21 protein-coding genes and 2 pseudogenes are annotated in these 15,699 nt (G+C 43.9%); 2 read left to right on the plus strand and 21 right to left on the minus strand.

Annotated elements, in window-relative coordinates; genetic code table 11:
• Positions 1–114: 114 nt before the first annotated feature.
• From T456_RS24220 to T456_RS0100040, 7 genes and pseudogenes are all read right to left on the minus strand, one after another.
• Positions 115–1,109, minus strand: a pseudogene (locus T456_RS24220) (EAL domain-containing protein).
• Positions 1,081–1,983: a hypothetical protein gene (locus tag T456_RS0100015; RefSeq protein WP_024864325.1), complete on the minus strand. Its 903-nt coding sequence runs from the start codon at positions 1,981–1,983 to the stop codon at positions 1,081–1,083. Before T456_RS0100015 ends, T456_RS24220 begins: the two are co-directional and overlap by 29 nt.
• A gap of 113 nt (positions 1,984–2,096) precedes the next feature.
• Positions 2,097–2,864, minus strand: coding sequence for a PHP domain-containing protein (locus T456_RS18745; protein ID WP_024864326.1), 768 nt, complete (start codon positions 2,862–2,864; stop codon positions 2,097–2,099).
• 82 nt (positions 2,865–2,946) lie between these two features.
• Positions 2,947–3,162, minus strand: coding sequence for a hypothetical protein (locus T456_RS0100025; protein WP_024864327.1), 216 nt, complete (start codon positions 3,160–3,162; stop codon positions 2,947–2,949).
• Between the two features lie 133 nt (positions 3,163–3,295).
• Positions 3,296–3,874: an SOS response-associated peptidase gene (locus T456_RS0100030; protein ID WP_024864328.1), complete on the minus strand. Its 579-nt coding sequence runs from the start codon at positions 3,872–3,874 to the stop codon at positions 3,296–3,298.
• Positions 3,875–3,898: 24 nt separating this feature from the next.
• Positions 3,899–4,678, minus strand: coding sequence for a YdcF family protein (locus T456_RS0100035; protein WP_024864329.1), 780 nt, complete (start codon positions 4,676–4,678; stop codon positions 3,899–3,901).
• Between the two features lie 2 nt (positions 4,679–4,680).
• Positions 4,681–5,496: a helix-turn-helix domain-containing protein gene (locus T456_RS0100040; protein WP_024864330.1), complete on the minus strand. Its 816-nt coding sequence runs from the start codon at positions 5,494–5,496 to the stop codon at positions 4,681–4,683.
• A gap of 227 nt (positions 5,497–5,723) precedes the next feature.
• On the opposite strand from T456_RS0100040, the gene T456_RS0100045 reads away from it, so the two are divergent.
• Both T456_RS0100045 and T456_RS0100050 read left to right on the plus strand, forming a co-directional pair.
• Complete coding sequence (locus T456_RS0100045; RefSeq protein WP_024864331.1) at positions 5,724–6,155, plus strand: hypothetical protein; 432 nt, start codon at positions 5,724–5,726, stop codon at positions 6,153–6,155.
• A gap of 116 nt (positions 6,156–6,271) precedes the next feature.
• The gene (locus T456_RS0100050) at positions 6,272–6,916 is read left to right on the plus strand and encodes a DUF4867 family protein (protein ID WP_024864332.1); all 645 of its coding nucleotides are present in this window, start codon (positions 6,272–6,274) and stop codon (positions 6,914–6,916) included.
• Between the two features lie 97 nt (positions 6,917–7,013).
• Here T456_RS0100050 and T456_RS0100055 read toward each other — a convergent pair whose 3' ends face one another.
• The 14 genes and pseudogenes from T456_RS0100055 to T456_RS18760 all read right to left on the minus strand — a co-directional run.
• Entirely contained in the window at positions 7,014–8,729 is a 1,716-nt protein-coding gene (locus tag T456_RS0100055) for a glycoside hydrolase family 13 protein (RefSeq protein ID WP_024864333.1), read from the minus strand.
• A complete protein-coding gene (locus T456_RS0100060; RefSeq protein WP_024864334.1) occupies positions 8,710–9,765 on the minus strand; it encodes a glycosyltransferase in 1,056 nt (351 codons plus the stop codon). Before T456_RS0100060 ends, T456_RS0100055 begins: the two co-directional genes overlap by 20 nt.
• The gene (locus tag T456_RS0100065) at positions 9,737–10,108 is read right to left on the minus strand and encodes a glycosyltransferase (protein ID WP_024864335.1); all 372 of its coding nucleotides are present in this window, start codon (positions 10,106–10,108) and stop codon (positions 9,737–9,739) included. The genes T456_RS0100060 and T456_RS0100065 overlap by 29 nt, the downstream gene beginning before the upstream one ends.
• A 112-nt stretch (positions 10,109–10,220) precedes the next feature.
• Entirely contained in the window at positions 10,221–10,610 is a 390-nt protein-coding gene (locus tag T456_RS0100070) for a DUF4342 domain-containing protein (protein WP_024864336.1), read from the minus strand.
• Between the two features lie 167 nt (positions 10,611–10,777).
• Entirely contained in the window at positions 10,778–11,008 is a 231-nt protein-coding gene (locus T456_RS22165; protein ID WP_197026836.1) for a hypothetical protein, read from the minus strand.
• Positions 11,009–11,164: 156 nt separating this feature from the next.
• The gene (locus T456_RS20820; RefSeq protein WP_051464935.1) at positions 11,165–11,581 is read right to left on the minus strand and encodes a carbohydrate ABC transporter permease; all 417 of its coding nucleotides are present in this window, start codon (positions 11,579–11,581) and stop codon (positions 11,165–11,167) included.
• A 90-nt stretch (positions 11,582–11,671) separates the two neighbouring features.
• Positions 11,672–12,259, minus strand: a complete 588-nt coding sequence (locus T456_RS18755) for a carbohydrate ABC transporter permease (RefSeq protein WP_242835820.1) — start codon at positions 12,257–12,259, stop codon at positions 11,672–11,674.
• 311 nt (positions 12,260–12,570) lie between these two features.
• Positions 12,571–12,963 (minus strand): hypothetical protein, encoded by a 393-nt coding sequence (locus T456_RS0100085; RefSeq protein ID WP_024864337.1) that lies wholly within the window; start codon positions 12,961–12,963, stop codon positions 12,571–12,573.
• Positions 12,941–13,162: a hypothetical protein gene (locus tag T456_RS0100090; protein ID WP_024864338.1), complete on the minus strand. Its 222-nt coding sequence runs from the start codon at positions 13,160–13,162 to the stop codon at positions 12,941–12,943. The genes T456_RS0100085 and T456_RS0100090 overlap by 23 nt, the downstream gene beginning before the upstream one ends.
• 61 nt (positions 13,163–13,223) lie before the next feature.
• Positions 13,224–13,397 carry a hypothetical protein gene (locus tag T456_RS22170; protein WP_155837982.1) on the minus strand — a complete coding sequence of 58 codons (174 nt, stop codon included), beginning with the start codon at positions 13,395–13,397 and terminating at the stop codon, positions 13,224–13,226.
• Positions 13,398–13,411: 14 nt separating this feature from the next.
• On the minus strand, positions 13,412–13,609 hold the full coding sequence (locus tag T456_RS0100100; protein ID WP_024864339.1) for a hypothetical protein: 198 nt from the start codon (positions 13,607–13,609) through the stop codon (positions 13,412–13,414).
• Positions 13,600–13,899, minus strand: coding sequence for a hypothetical protein (locus T456_RS0100105; RefSeq protein WP_035800893.1), 300 nt, complete (start codon positions 13,897–13,899; stop codon positions 13,600–13,602). Before T456_RS0100105 ends, T456_RS0100100 begins: the two co-directional genes overlap by 10 nt.
• 626 nt (positions 13,900–14,525) lie before the next feature.
• A complete protein-coding gene (locus tag T456_RS0100115; protein WP_024864342.1) occupies positions 14,526–14,897 on the minus strand; it encodes an AraC family ligand binding domain-containing protein in 372 nt (123 codons plus the stop codon).
• A 50-nt stretch (positions 14,898–14,947) separates the two neighbouring features.
• A pseudogene (locus tag T456_RS18760) lies at positions 14,948–15,547 on the minus strand (GDSL-type esterase/lipase family protein); the annotation flags it as partial.
• Between the last annotated feature and the right edge of the window lie 152 nt (positions 15,548–15,699).

Below are 15,699 nucleotides of genomic sequence, written 5' to 3' on the forward strand. Positions count from 1 at the left end.
ATAAGGATACAAATGCTAATCAGCAGATAAGTGATCAGCAGGAAAAAAATTTTTTGTACCAGGTAAAATCCGGGTTAATATATGCTTCTATACTCATTTTATCAATCTTTCAGTCTATACATGTGATGCTTTTACAAAATACTTATCAAGCTCCTGAATAGGAATGGGCTTGGCATATTTGTACCCCTGAAGGTAACGGGCATACATCTTTGTACAGAGTACCTCATCCTCCTCATCCTCAATACCCTCATAAAGCACGGAATAATTCATATCCGTAAACATATGGGCCAGATACGAAACCATGGTCTCAGACTTGGAATCACTCCTGCTGGCCATTACCAAAGATCTGTCAAATTTGATTATATCAAATGGAAGCTCCATTATTCTCTCAAAATTGGAATATCCCGTACCAAAATCATCAAGGTAAAAAGTGATTCCGCTGCTCTTGAGCTTTCTGAAGGTTTCCTTGACTGCATCAAAGTCCTTCTGGTTCTGACTTTCCGTAATCTCTATGGCTATCTTATCCATAGGAATACCGCACTCGCTTACGATGCGCTGAACATTTTCCGAAAACTCTTTTCCCTGATATCCAGAATGGAAAAATTCACTGAGATTCTCTTGATCACATAGCCTTCATTCAGCATCTTCCTGATCTGTCTGCAAGTCTTGGCCAGTATTATAAGTGACAACATATGAATACAATTATGCTTCTCGGCAATGGGAATAAATCTGTCCGGGAAAACCATTCCTATTTTAGGAAGATTAAGTCGCATCAGAGCTTCCGCCGTGTCATAACGGCCTGTTCTTAGGTTATAAACAGGCTGGCAGTATACCAGAACCCTGTCATCATAAAGGTTCTGTTTTTCGTTGATATCGTTAAGCTCATCAACTATATATTTATGGCTGGAAAACTTATCCAGTATTTCATCATCAACAAATTCTATCTGGTTCTCAGGCATCCTGTTCTCAACATACTGGATCAAAGCTATGTAATCATCAGGATTTGTGATCTCTTCCCTGCTTTTAACGATTATTATTTTGTAATCATATTTGTAAAGGTTGTAATGATCATGGAAGACCTCAAGAATCTGTTTTCGTTTTTTCTTCATAATCCGGGTTTATATCAAGGTCAACCACCAGTTCCATGCGGCCACCGGTTATTTGAAACAGCGCCGCACCGTTATAATATCCCTCTACATACGACCTGATAATATCTCTCATTTCCTTTGGATATTTATGGCCTGCAGCTTCAAACTCATGAAGCAAAATACTTAAAATCGCAAACTTCTTTTTGCCCTGAATCCTGTGTTGAAGATCTGACTCAAAAGAATCCAGCTTAAGTGAACCCATTTCAAGATCATAGGGATTAGAATGAAGAAGATAAAGAACAGACAACGCCGGAAATACAAAGGTCGCTGTGGTAAAGGACTGCTGATTGAATAATCCCTGAATATACATAAGGACGAGCGCAATCGCAATTGTCAGCAAAAATGCCCAGATAATCGGTTTGTACACACGGTCTCTGTACCGGATCATCATAAATAAGGCAATTCCCACAAAGAAAAGATATTCTACAAGGAAGAGATTAACCTGTGACGCAATGGTGAAGTCATCTGTAATATGGAACCCAAAACCAAGAATCGTTCCAAGAATATCGGTTATGCCAAAACCGATAAGACCTAATAGGCCGATTATAGGAAACGCCTTCTGTTCAGAAGGAAGCAGCTGCATAGTTTGTTCTATATATAGAATATAGAGTTCCAAATTTATAAAAAGCAACTGATGGTACAGAAAGCGCAATGCATATGGAACTATCCCGGGAATTTGATCGAAATTGGCCAAAGCAAGATGGTACATGATATCCGTATATGCTGCCAATGTCAGCACGGCCAGTATCCACTTAAAAAGACGAAAACCCTTGCTGGGCTTGATATAGGCAGCACGAATAAGTATCACGAAGATACCCATAATCGCAATGACCAATATATCCCCAACAGGAGTATATGACGTACTAATCAGAGTTTCCATACACTAATAATAATACGTAAGAACATATATTGTCATAAAATTTCCATTAATTTATGCAATTCCACGCCTCAATGCCAGATCACTTCAAGTGTAGACTTTTCTTTCGTTACCATCAGTGTCTGATCTTCTGTTACCGGCCTGAAAATAGTACTGTTATCATGAACATCCCTCCTGAATACAGGAGTTCCATCCCCCGCCATAAAGGCTTTAACATATTCTTCTATTGTATGTATAGGATAAGGAAAGCTCATTCCTCCCATGTTGTCCAGCGAATAGTTGTGAATGTCTGATCCTCCGCTCATCAAAAAGCCTCGCTCTAAAGCATATTCATATCCAAGGGCATTTTGCCAGTCGGGATTTGCTGCATTATAGACTTCAATGCCGTCACTGACAGCAGGAGTTAAGTGAATCGCCGACAGGTATCCTCTTTCCCTGTAGGGATGCGCCTGAATCATTATTCCGCCGATACTGTGAACTGACTCATATACCTGCTCCCGGCTAAATTCCTCAATATCCGGATTATCAAGAAGCCACTCTTCAGTTACTCCATACAACAGGTATTCATCCCCCTGAAAGTTATACTCTATCCCAAAAAGGACAGTAAAATCATCTCCCGCAGCCGCCTTAGCATGTTCATATCCGGAACAGTACTTCTCTATTCTTGCTTCCCAGGGAAGATTATTCGGAACACAGCTGTTTCCTGTAAAAAAGTGATCTGTGACAATTATCCCGCTGTATCCAAGGCTCTTCATGTATGCCGGATACTCCTCTCCGGGCATGCTGGCGCAGGCACTGGCCTCTACCGTGTGAAGATGTGTTTCGTAAATATACTTCATAAAAAAAATCCAATCTATATTCTATATATGTTATATATCATCTCTTCATGGGGTATATCCCGCCTTTACAGTTTTTATAATATTATACTGCTTTTGCGAAGAGACTTACCACCCCGGCAATAATAAGTATCGGCAAAGCTATATAGATCAGTCCGCCAAGAGCCATGAATACCAATGCCAGCGGAAGGAATACCAGGAACATAGCAACTTTAAATGCGCCCCAGGCAAATCTGATGGCGAAACCGATCATTTTTCCGAAAACCATCATGAATAAAACAAAGAATACAATTGATAACATGGCCATCACCACCTTTCAATAATGTCATATCCTGCTATCTGATTACATTATATGAAAGGCTGCCTTACGGATATATACTCGCCTTTGCGATAAAGTACTACCTAATTCTCCTCCCGGGCAAGTTACTGATTTATCACTCACATCCGGGCAGTTTCAGCTGCTCATATTCCTGCTCTTTAAGCAGCTGTGGCATCCTGGCAAGCAGCATCTTTTTTGCCACGCCATCATCATATAGCCAGTCCTTCACAGAATCCGCTGGTATCATGAGGGGCATGCGGTCATGAACCTTTATCATGGATTCATTTGCTTTGGTTGTGATCACCACAAAGCTGTCACGATTATCCGCCAAAGTATATACCCCCGCCAGATAAACAGGATCTTTTTCCATATCATAAAACGTCGCCTTGTTCCGGTCACTGTCCCACTCATAAAACGCCCCGGCCGGCATCACACAGCGCCTGTAGGCAAAACTGTCCGCAAACATCGGCTTTTCCGCCACCGATTCCGCTCTTGCGTTTATGACCAGCGACTTGTCCAGTATGCCCCAGTTCATGTACCTTACTGTCAGGGGAAAAGAGCTATCACCCCTTTGCGCGATTATGACAGCTGCTGTCATCCCCGGGCAAACGTCCCCCTGAGGCATGCTTAAAGAGCCGGGTCCCAATCCCAGCTCTGCTTCAACCTTTATGGCGTTTCTGTCCCAAAAACACATATCTGGCGCACATATCCAAAATCCTCAATAAAGCTCACCGTTTATCAGGTCCCTTAGTATGCCAAAACACTCCCGTACCATGTTATTTGGAATAAATCTGGGCTGCATATAGGCTGCAATCCCGCAAACTCGAGCTTCTGTATTTTTCTTTGCTATCCTCACTCCGCGAAAGACATGAAATCCGTTGGTCACAATACCTATTTTAAGATTATCCTCTGCCACATCTTCCGCTCTTACAAGCAGAAGCGCATTCTGTATATTCTCTCCGGTATCCCTGGACGTTTCTTCGGCAAGTATCCTGCTTTCGGAGATTCCAAGCTTAACCAGATACTTTTTTCCGCCCATTCCTTCGCTGATATTCTCGTTTATGCCTGCGCCCCCTGTGGTGATGCAGATTGTATCAGGATTCTCCGACAGATACTGATACGCTTTCTCCAGTCTGTAACGATATATCACACTTGGCCCGCTCTCCCGCATTTGTGCTCCAAGAACAATGATATAATCGAGATCACTTTCTCCCTTATCAAAAAAGTGGGATAAAATGGCAATCTGACAGGTCATGAAGACCGAAGCAAAGACTGCCAATGCGATATATGCGGCATATCTAACAGCCTTGGGAACTTTACTCCATCTCTTTTCCCCTGCAAGGAAACAGCACAGGGCAAAAAAGGCAGCTCCCGCAAGCCAGATTGTGAATGAAAGGGTGCCGCTTCCCACCAGATACACCATCAGCGAGTAGCCAAGGCACAGTATAGAAAGAAAAAACCATAGGATTCTTATCTTTTGAGTAAACAGTTTCTTCATATTTACATAAGCCTTTTATATATATCCAGCATGCTTTCCATCTGGTATTTCAGTAGCCATGAGGCATTCCCGTATGCCGTGGTATCCTTTAGCACTTTTATCAGCGGAGGGAAATATTCCTCTGTTTCTTTTATAGTCCTGTATATTCTGTCTCTGCTAAGTCCCCAGGACATTGTGGTAAGGTTATTGCACCTGTCCAGACATTTTACCAAGGTAGCCTTGGGGTTTTGCGCAATGTCGTGGAAATAAGCGTCCAGCGTCTCTTTCCTCTTCTCTTCAGGAGTGTCTTTTCTGGTCAGAAGTCTTACCAGCTCTTTCGTCTCATCACTTACCGGCAATTCCTCAAGTTTTTTACCGCAGTCCTCTACCACATCATGAAGCAGGCAGGCTGCAATGATTTCGTCTTCGATAATACCCATGGAAAGGGCATGACAAGCCAGATTCAGCGGATGATAGATATAGGGAACCGTGGAGCGCTTTCTGGTCTGCCCGCGATGAGCCTCCTCGGCATAATCCACTGCCCTTAAGGTATCCTCCAGTTTAAAATTTCTGGCTGTTGTTTTGACATAGGTTTTCATGTGCTCCCAATTGTATATGGTTTCCTTTGTATGAAAGGCCTTTTGTCTCTCTTCAGCTATTGCAGAAACTGAAACATCAAACAGCTCTGCGAGTTTTATCAGTTTATCTGTATCAGGCTTGTACTCATCTCTTTCCCATGAAGAAACTGCCTGGAAGGTAACCCCAAGTGCCTCTGCCACCTTGTCCTGTGTAAGCTTCCGCTCTTCCCTCAGAGCTTTTATATTTGTACCCATACTCATCGTATATTCCCTCCTTACTAATTACATAATAAGCGCGAAATAATCTGTTATACAGCCAGTGTGGATTTATCTTTCATTATGTTTTTCAAGTTATACTTGAGGAATTGCGGATGTTCCAATAAATAATACTGTGTCATTTATAACCCACTATAAGTGCGATAATGGCAACATAGAAACAAATAGCCATCCGGGCAGCTTGCTAATAGGTATATATAAGGAGGATCGTTATGACACAGAACATGATTATGAATAAGGCTTACAACCAAAATATCACCTTTGGACTCACAGGAAAGGGCATTTTGGATAACAGCAACAAGTTTCGCAATATGTGCAGCCAGACAGTTATCATCATCACTGATGAATTTGAGGATGAGAGCATAATCAGGGATCTGGCTAATACTATTCTTTCAAGAGGCTGCAAAAACATAGCTTTCTGCGGATTTGCTTCCGATGAATGGCAGCGCATTTTCTGTGAAGAAGACCGTGAAATCAACAGATTATACGATCCAGACAGCTATGATGACTTTGCTATCATGTGGAGATTTGAAGATATTGAAAGTCTTAACGATGCTGTCTGCAGATGCTGGAACGAAGTTCTCATCCTTTGCAGCAACCTGACACTCATTAAAGAGTGCCGCGACATTCTTAACGAGGATTGATATTTTTCTCCGCAAATTCAGAGGATTTTCATATCAACTCCCGCAAGCTAGTGATTTTTTACCACTATAATGATAACATGTATTAGGTGGTTATTTTTCAAAAAAGGAGAGAAGGTATGAAAATTTACAAAGCTACAGATCCGGAATTTACAAATTACGGAAGAATCATTGAGGGGTATGAAGCTGAGAAGCAGGAAATTTTAGAGACTCTTAGGGATAAGACTCCTATTCCCGAGGGTACAGAGTATGTTGCAGAAGATCTGGCTCTTCAAAGCCTTGCAGCTGCAGACAAGATCACAAATTCATTGTTTGGAGGATCTCCCATGCAGTTTGGATGGTGCAACGGCCATAATACCAAGCTCAATTGTCTTGAGTATCATCGTTCAAGCGAAATCAATTTTGGACCCAGTGACTTTATTCTGCTGGTCGCTAAGCGAGAAGAGATAAGTGACTACAAGATTGGTTCTGACAAAGTAAAAGCCTTTCTCGTTCCTGCAGGAGTAATGTTAGAGGTCTATGCTACAACCCTTCACTATGCACCCTGCCAGGCGCATAAAGACTCAGGTTTCCAGGTTCTCGTCGGACTTCCCAAAGGCACTAATGTTGGTAAGCCGGAGTTTACTGCTATTAACCAGGAAGACACTATGCTCAGAGCAACCAACAAATGGCTTCTTGCTCATAAGGATGCAAAGGAAGCTTCCGATGGCGCATGGGTAGGCATCACAGGCGAGAATATCGACATTGTCGGCGATATCGACTGATAGCACATCTTAGTACATATAACCAAAGCAAGCCGCTGCTGAGCGATCATCACTCAGTAGCGGCTTTTCATCTATAAATAAGTCTGTTCACTGCCAATCAAAATGAAAATCTGTAAACGCGGGTCTCGTAAGGTCTTAACATACCGTGGGTAAACTCCAGATTAAGCAGCTCATCCCCGATAGCCTTAAGCTTGTGCGCGGGAATGTCCTCAACATTCTCAGGATAATTGCAAAGCACCAGCTCTTTTTCTCTGCCATCATAATCTCCGGGGAGCCTTAGCTTAACCGGTAGTCTTGAAAATGAGCATATGATAAGGTACCGCTCCTGTCCCATTTTTCTCTCATACATATAAATGCTCTTGTCTTTTGGAAAATACTCTTTATATGTTCCGTAAATCAATGTCCTGGAGTTCTTCCTAAGCATAAGGCATTTGCGATAGAAATTCAGGATACTGTATGGATCATCCTGTTGACGGGCAACATTGATCTTCTTATAGTTGGGGTTTACATAAAACCATGGCTCTACAGTGGAAAAGCCCGCATATTCACTGGAATCCCACTGCACCGGAGTTCTGGATGAATCCCGGCTTGAAAGATGGATCCTGTGAAGTCTGCGCTCCGGGTCTTCCTTCAGGTGGTAAGTGTAATAATTGGTCTTGGAGGAAACGTCCACATACTGCTCAATTGAAGCAAGTCGTATGTTTGTCATTCCTATCTCCTGCCCCTGATAGATAAAAGGAGTCCCCCTCTGGAAAATATAGCTGGCAGCCAGCATTGTTCCGCTCTCCCACCAGAAATGGTGGCTTCCGTAGCGGCTTACAATCCTGGGATGATCGTGATTCTCCATATACAGTGCATTCCAACCATCCTTAGCCAGGGCATACTGCCATTTGCTGAAGGCTTTTTTGAGCTTGACCAGAGAAAACGGCCTGTGCATGTACTCGGTAAAAAAGCAGTCTGCCATCATGTGGTCAAAAGAAAACATCATATCCAGTGACTTGGTTGGCCCGGTCAGATATTTTCTGGCTGACTTAACAGTAGTCATGGGGCCTTCTCCCAATTGGAAACAGTCATACTCATCGCATACCTTGCGAAATTCTGCCAGATATTCGTGAATATGAGGACCGTCCTTGTACTGCATCATTCCCTTTGCCGCAGGCAGAAGCGGCATACCATTGGGAAGTCCTTCTTTTTTTGATATGAAGTTAATGACATCTTCTCTAAAGCCGTCAACTCCCATATCCAGCCAATATCTCATGATATCCTTAACTTCCTGCCTAACTTTGGGATTATCCATGTTAAGATCCGGCTGCTTCTTGGCAAAAATGTGAAGATAATACTGACCTCGTTCATGGTCATACTCCCAGGCCTTACCCTCAAAAAGGCTGTCCCAGTTATTGGGCTTGTCTCGCCATATATAGTAATCGCTGTAGGGATTATCCCTGCCCTTACGGCTCTCAATAAACCAGGGATGCTCGTCTGAAGTATGATTTACCACCAGGTCCATTATCACTTTAAGACCCAGTTCATGGGCTTTTGCCAGTACTTTTTTGAACTGCTCCAGATCCCCGAAATCAGGGTGTATATTCTTATAGTCAGAGATGTCATAGCCAAAATCTGCATTGGGAGACGGATAAATTGGTGAAAACCAGATTCCGTCGACCCCAAGGGATTTAACATACTCAAGCTTGTCGTAAACCCCATACAGATCTCCGATGCCGTCTCCGTTTCCGTCTGCGAAGCTTCGCACCCAGATCTGATAAAAGCTCATCTCCTTGTACCAGTCTCTTTTTTTATTTGTCTGAGCTTCCATTGAACCTATCCCTCATCTGCTCTATATCTTCGAGAATGTCATTACGGATATCGTCACGTATATCCTGAAAATCTTCCCGAATACTATCAAAGTTATCCTTCATGCCTTCATAAAAGGTCTTAGGTGCCTTAAATACTTTCTCCGTCTCATCAAGGATCATAGCCGCCGACTTGATCAGATACTCGTGACTTTGATGCTTTCTGTGGCCAAACACCCCGCCAAGTGACATCTCATGCAGCTCTTCGTATCTGTCATGAGCCACTTTGACACTGTCTTCCCAGGAGATGTAGATCTCATCCATGGCATGTTGCCCCACATCGTGCAGATGCGAAAGATCCTTGCACAATTTCTCTAAAAGATCTGCCATGGACTGTGCATTTTCTTCTATCAAATATCCATTTCTGTCGTGGATTATCCCTTCGGCAGCGCAGGAGCCTTTTACCAGAACACTGGCCAGTCCGCAGGCTGCAGCCTCCCTTACCACAATGCCATTTGTATCATATACAGACGGGAAAAGAAACAGATCCGCCCTTGTATTCCATGCTCTGAGTTTTTCTCTGTCGTGCTCCGGCCCGGTGAAAATAACCTTATCGCCTATGCCATACTCTTTAACTCTGGTCTGCATTTCCTCGGCATCGGCTCCGCCTCCAACGAATACCATGCGATAATCTATATTTCTGTCGGACAGAAGCTTCATGGCATCAACAATTATCGGAAGGCCTTTGTATTTCATTATCCTTCCCACAAAAAGAAACACCGGTATTCCCTCAGAAAGCGAATATTCTGTCGACAGCTCTTTTACCAGCTTCTCATCTCCCCGGCCTTTGGGGAAGTCCACCCCATTATTCATGACCCGGTATTCGCCCTCAAAGCCCAGAGACCGTAGGTTTTCGCCGGCGCCTTTGGAAACCACCCACACATCATCGCATGCCTCAATATTGCTGATCATGGTCTTTATGGTCTCCTGCTTAAGAAAGCCATCGCCCACAGCCCTTGCAATATCCACATCAAATTTGGTGTGATATGTAAAAAACAATGGGTGCTCCGGTATCCCTTCGCAAAACTCTGGCCATAACGGTAGAAGCCGCGGGACAGTGGGTATGGATAATATCCGGCCCAAACTCGCTCATCTGCGCAATCTCTCTTATTGATAAAGGATTTCCGGTGCGATATCCCTTTACGAAATCTGTAGTGTCAAAACTGGGATAAGCTATTACTTTGTACGGATAGCCCTCATAGCTTACATCGGGATACCTTGGTGTTCCCACCACAACATTTTCATGCAGATCCTGGGTCAACACCCTTGCATAATTCATAACCACATTTGCAACTCCGTCTATAACAGGCGGAAAAGAATCATTCAATAAGCAGATGTTCATGGCAATTACCTCACTCTAACTAATATTATCGAGCAGGTTTTTCACCTGTGCAAGTCAAAAAAGACCGGAGACGTTACCTTCGTCTCCGGCCTGTGCCGAGTCTGTTTAGTTATCAATTGATCTCATCAGAAGAGCCATCTTTCTTGACTACTTCAAGTTTGCATCCCAGTCCGAATGCTGCAACCGCTGCAGCGATCAGTGCCCAGGGGATTGTGGCAAATCCGACGATTCCTCCCACGATTCCGATGTTAACGGGAACGCTAAAGACAACCTCTTGGTCTTTGCGAATCTGGATTCTGTCTACATTGCCTTCCTTAACCTTCTTTTTGAGCTTCTCAACAGCAGCTTTTGCTTCCTCACCTATATCGATGGTATCCTTTGTGATTAGCTTTATTGCTTCATCCGCATCGCCGTCTGATTTAAGAAGGGCCTCCTTGGCGACTTTGTACTCGACTCCCGTCTGTTCCATTACTTTTTCAACGTCTTCTAATCTGATTTCCATAACCTGTTCTCCTTTCAACAAATTACTTCAATTAACATCTATATTTAAGAGGTTGAAATAAGTATATCGCTGACTGATACCTGCTTACATAGCACATTGTCGGAAAAAGAACTGTCTATTTCCCCAAATTTGCGAATTAACCCTTTACGCTGCCTGCAATAACACCTTCAATGATGTATTTCTGCCCTATCAGATAGAAGATAAGAAACAGGCAGAACGCTAAGAAGAAGTCCCGCCATCATAGGCGCATACTCAGCTGAATGATTGGTCAAAAATGTCTTGATGGAAATTGCCAGTGTCTTGGTGTCCACTTTTGTAAGGAATAAGCTGGACATCAGGAAATCATTCCATACACCCATGGCGACAAAAACAGTAACGGTGATAATGATTGGCTTCAATAGCGGCATGATGATATGGAAAAATGTCCTTGTGAAACCACAATCCGTCTATAAGCGCTGCCTCATCAAGCTCAGAGGGAATTCCTTCCACGAAGCCCGAATACAGAAATACCGCAAAGGGTATATTAAGTCCCACCGCAATATAAGCAACCATCATCAGATTGTTGGAAAAAACCCAGAACTCCGGCATATATCCTTACAAGGGGTATCATATATACCTGAAAAGGAGCCACCATGGATGCCAGAAATGCCATGAATATGATCTTGTTTGATCTTCCACTTCCTTCTGGCAAAAAGATATCCTGTCATAGCCGAAACTATCATGTTTACCACTACTGCAGTCACTGTAATGGCTGCAGTATTAAACAGTGATTTGCCAAAGTTCATTCTGTCTATTGCCGTGATGAAGTTATCAACATTAAAACTTTGCGGAAGTGCAAAAGGATTCTTCAAAAACTCTGCTGTAGGCTTGAAGGAATTCACTACAAGCATATAGAAAGGCACCATGAACAATATAAGTACTACCAGTGTTATGGCGAAGGTTATGCTTTTTCTGTTTCTTTCTGCTCTCATGCATCAACCCTCCCTTTCCTTGTAAAGTAAACCTGAAGCAGTGATATGATCGCCACGATCACAAACAGCACAATGGCCTGAGCCTGACCTTCACCGAAGTTCATGCTGGTAAATGCTGTCTGATAGATCTTGTAGGCCTATAAGTTCTGTGGATTTATACGGTCCGCCTGCAGTCAGTGACAGGTTAGTGTCAAAGGACATGAAGCATCTTGAGATGGACAGGAATACGCATATCGCGATAGTTCCCCTTATCATGGGAATCTTGATTTTGGTAACTGTCTGCCAGGTTGTAGCTCCGTCAACTCTTGCCGCCTCTAAAAGGTCCGAGGGCACTGCGGTCAGTCCTGCGATATAAATAACCATAAGATAACCGCTCATCTGCCATGCGCTGACAATGATAAGAGCCATCAGGGCTCTGGTTGGATTGGTCAGCCATGAAGTCTGCATCCATGAGATTCCGGTGAATTCACCGAATTTTGTAAGGCCAAATGAGAAAATAAAGTTCCAAATGTAACCCAGAATAATACCGCCGATGATATTGGGGGTAAAAAAGCCTGTCCTGAATAAGTTCTGTCCCTTAATACCGCTGGTAACCACCAGTGCCAGGATAAAACCCACCAGATTACTTAATATAACCGTAAACAGCGCATATATAACCGTCTTAACGAAGGCGCCCAAAAAGCAGAATCCGTAAGAATATGTCTGTAATTTTCAAGTCCGATAAAGTTTATGTGAAGTGCTAATCCGTTCCAGTCTGTAAATGTGATCCAGAATCCGTAGATGAACGGAATGATAACAACAGAAAACCAGATCAGAAAAGATGGCAACCCGAATAATGAAAATTCAAGCGCATTTGTGATAGCTCTTTTCCTGCCGTGCATAATTCCTCTCTCCTTGTAATACTTGTAAAAAGAGGGGGAGAGACGCATCCCTCCCCCAAAAAGTCTGGCTATTAATACTCTCTCTTTTCCTGGTTTGCCCAGTATGCATCAATCTTGTCTGCCAGTGTCTTTCTGTCGCATGCACCTGTCAGGTACTCGCACATGTAAGCGCCCGCACTCATACCAGATGTCTGAAGGGCAAAGGCTGGGTGTTCCGTAGAAATCAACTGTTCTGCCGTCTGCAATGTATCCGGCTGTTGAATTTCCAAGAGGGCTCTCGATTGTTGCTGTGCAGTTCTTGAAAGGAAGAGCCTGGCCAAGTCTCTTAGCCTGTACTTCCTGTGAGTAGCTGTCTGATGAGATATACTCGATGAACTTAAGACCTGCAAGCTGCTGTTCCTCTGTGTTCTGGCTTGCATCAATGCAGTAGCCCTTAGCAAAGGATGTAGGAAGATACTGATTTGTAACATCATTTGCATCATCGCTGTGAGGAACAGGCATAAGACCGGAACTCTGCGCCGGGCTCTACCAGCTCAGCCATGTATGTCCATGCCCAGTCTCCCATGAACCATGTGCCGCACTTGCCCTCTGCAAGAGCCATAGCATCAAGGTTTACGTCACCAACGAGGGGATCGTTCTTGTTGTAGTTGTACTGTGCCATCATGTCCAGAGTGTCCATGAAAGCCATTAAATACGTCATTGTCGATCTCCTTGGTCTCACCGGAGATGATGGAGTTACGTAATCAACTCTTGCCTTTGTGTCACCGATAGCCCTCGCCGTAGGACTGGCAGAGGTAGTGAGCTCCCAGGGACCAGTTAACACCTGTAATACAGGTAGCTGCTACGCCGGTTGCCTCGATCTTGTCAAAAAGATCCTTGAGATCCGATCTTGTCTTGATTGAGCTGGGATCGAAATCTCCGCCTACAAGCTGCATCGCATACTGCCTTGTTATAAAGGATAACCGATACCTGCTGCGGGACATGGGAACCGCATAAACAGTGCCGTTGAAGTCATGGTTGAAAGAGATGACTCTGTGATGTTGTCAAGCATTGCCTCGCCTGAAAGAGGACGCATTCTCTCCCTGGGTTCTCCCAGATATTGATGGGATCCATAAGAGACACTGTAGGGGCCTTCATTTACTGGCATAGAGAGCCATCCATGCTGGAGCTGATCGTTCCGGCTGCGATATACTCAACAGTTATTCCGGGATTCTTGCTCTCAAAAGTCGAAATAAGATCCTGATTACATATCATCCTTACCGGGTCTCGGTGGTGTAGAATGAAATGTTCCACTTCTGTAGCTGCAGCTTCGGGTGCGGGAGCCTCTTCTGTTGCTGGCAGGTGCTTCCTGCGTGGCAGCAGGCGCATTCTATCTGTGGTAGCTGCGGAGCCTTGGTGGGAAGCATTGGCGCATCCTGTAAGGAGCGTTGCCTCCAATTTACTCCTGTCATGATTAAAACTGATTACCTTTTCTTCATAAAAAATACCTCCCTTCAAGTGATTTTAAGGATAACCACAGGTCCCACCTTGTGGGAGGCTTTGCTTTTAATTATCTGCCAAGTTTGTCAATTTTTTATATCTCTTGAATTGGTGCTTTTTTTACCCTGCTTTAACCATTCGGAAGGGGTCATCCAAAGGTCTTTTTTAAAGGTCTGGATAAAAAGACTTTACATTGGGAAATCATGGTTTAAGGACATTCCATAAGACGTTACCGTTTTCATCTTCCTTCATCTCCTCGACGCGCAGTTCATAAGCCTGACATTCTGAAGATATTGGTAGAAGTTCCTGCCAACATGCTCCTTGAACATCCTCGAAAAGATATGTTAGGGGTAATAATTGAAATTTGCGGGGCGAACAGGAAAGATCCAGCTGATCCAATGTTAATGCTCGGTCAATGTATTTATTATGGGACTTGATATTAGCATTCCCCTTCATGCTCTGTTCTCTCTCTCCAGAGACTGTTTCATAAACGCAGTATCCGAAGAAGGTTAAGGAAAAGGAGAAACAAGTTCCATTTTCCGCAGGTCATCAAACCCCATTTTTCTTATATTCACCGAAATTAATCAGGGGTCTGTCTTTATCCTGTCAGATGCCGCCTGATTTCCCGGAAGGTCAAACCTTACTCCTTCCCCGATCCATCTGTCCAGAAAACTCTTGGATATCTGCACGCAGATGCCGCCAAAGTGGTCCGTGGGCTCTATCCAATGATTGGAGTGAAGCTCTCCGCTGTTCACAATGCACCAGTCTCCGGGAAGAAGCTGCATGTTTTTGCCGTCTATGTTCATCTTTATCCGGCCTTCTGTTGTAAGGTTAAACTCCACATTCCTATGCCAATGCAACGATGTAAAAATATCAGTTCCATCAAAAGAATGGTTGAAAATCCGAACGGGCACCTGATTATAGATAAATGCCTCGCTCTCGTAGTGCTCTGCCATTTATACCTCCCCCAAGCACAGCTTTTAACTGCCGATCACCGTCTTGATATCTACGCAATCAGCCATTTTTTTGCCTCCACGGCTGTTAGGATGGAGGCCGTCTCCGATATGACAGGGGCCTTGCATGAATCCCGTCTTTGCGGTCTTCCAACCTCTCTGTCAAAGTCAAAGAATCCATCAATGGACTCACCTTTCCTTATCCAGTCGTTCACTTCGTTTCTTACTTTTTCAAATTTCGGTAACCACGCCTTCGGATAATCTTCATTTCCGCAAGGAGTTATGGTGCCAAAAAATACTTCCGCTCCATTCTCGTGAGCACAATCCGCTATTTTTCTGTATCCCTCGATAATATCCGCTGCGGGAGTACTGCTGTTTTTACCCTCAAGCTGCACCGGATGCATGATGTCATTGATCCCTATCAACACCATCACAGTATCCACCTCGTCCAGCTCAAAGACATCGCGTTCAAAGCGCTTAACTCCGGCTTCCCCAAAGAAAATGAGTCTTTTCCCTGCTTCAGGCACGAAGGTTGCATCGTCCACCAGCCTGTTGCCGCCAATGCCGCAGTTTATAAAGGACACCCTGCCAAAAAAGCCATCATAAAGCCGTCTCTGCAGTGCATTGGTATAGAAAGACATGTGAGTGATGGAATCACCAAAAAGCCGCTACTGTCCTGATATCATCCGAAGCCATCACCTGAACGGCATCAAATCCCGTAAACATCCTCATCATGTGAAAATTCGGGTCATCTTTGATATAAGGTGCAATTACTGCCACAGGAGCCCTGTCGGCATCCAGTCCG

Source organism: Butyrivibrio sp. FCS014, from assembly GCF_000526935.1.
Lineage (GTDB): Bacteria > Bacillota > Clostridia > Lachnospirales > Lachnospiraceae > Butyrivibrio.

Coding starts and splice junctions, on each gene's coding strand:
- T456_RS0100085 (WP_024864337.1), bottom strand. CDS start 12,963: ATGCCTGTTCCTCACAGCGATGATGCAAATGATGTTACAAATCAGTAT.
- T456_RS22170 (WP_155837982.1), bottom strand. CDS start 13,397: ATGCAGCTTGTAGGCGGAGATTTCGATCCCAGCTCAATCAAGACAAGA.
- T456_RS0100035 (WP_024864329.1), bottom strand. CDS start 4,678: ATGAAGAAACTGTTTACTCAAAAGATAAGAATCCTATGGTTTTTTCTT.
- T456_RS0100100 (WP_024864339.1), bottom strand. CDS start 13,609: ATGCCAGTAAATGAAGGCCCCTACAGTGTCTCTTATGGATCCCATCAA.
- T456_RS0100030 (WP_024864328.1), bottom strand. CDS start 3,874: ATGTGTTTTTGGGACAGAAACGCCATAAAGGTTGAAGCAGAGCTGGGA.
- T456_RS0100025 (WP_024864327.1), bottom strand. CDS start 3,162: ATGTTATCAATTGTATTCTTTGTTTTATTCATGATGGTTTTCGGAAAA.
- T456_RS0100040 (WP_024864330.1), bottom strand. CDS start 5,496: ATGAGTATGGGTACAAATATAAAAGCTCTGAGGGAAGAGCGGAAGCTT.
- T456_RS0100070 (WP_024864336.1), bottom strand. CDS start 10,610: ATGGAAATCAGATTAGAAGACGTTGAAAAAGTAATGGAACAGACGGGA.
- T456_RS0100055 (WP_024864333.1), bottom strand. CDS start 8,729: ATGGAAGCTCAGACAAATAAAAAAAGAGACTGGTACAAGGAGATGAGC.
- T456_RS0100045 (WP_024864331.1), top strand. CDS start 5,724: ATGACACAGAACATGATTATGAATAAGGCTTACAACCAAAATATCACC.
- T456_RS18745 (WP_024864326.1), bottom strand. CDS start 2,864: ATGAAGTATATTTACGAAACACATCTTCACACGGTAGAGGCCAGTGCC.
- T456_RS20820 (WP_051464935.1), bottom strand. CDS start 11,581: ATGAGAGCAGAAAGAAACAGAAAAAGCATAACCTTCGCCATAACACTG.
- T456_RS0100115 (WP_024864342.1), bottom strand. CDS start 14,897: ATGGCAGAGCACTACGAGAGCGAGGCATTTATCTATAATCAGGTGCCC.
- T456_RS0100065 (WP_024864335.1), bottom strand. CDS start 10,108: ATGAACATCTGCTTATTGAATGATTCTTTTCCGCCTGTTATAGACGGA.
- T456_RS0100050 (WP_024864332.1), top strand. CDS start 6,272: ATGAAAATTTACAAAGCTACAGATCCGGAATTTACAAATTACGGAAGA.
- T456_RS0100090 (WP_024864338.1), bottom strand. CDS start 13,162: ATGACGTATTTAATGGCTTTCATGGACACTCTGGACATGATGGCACAG.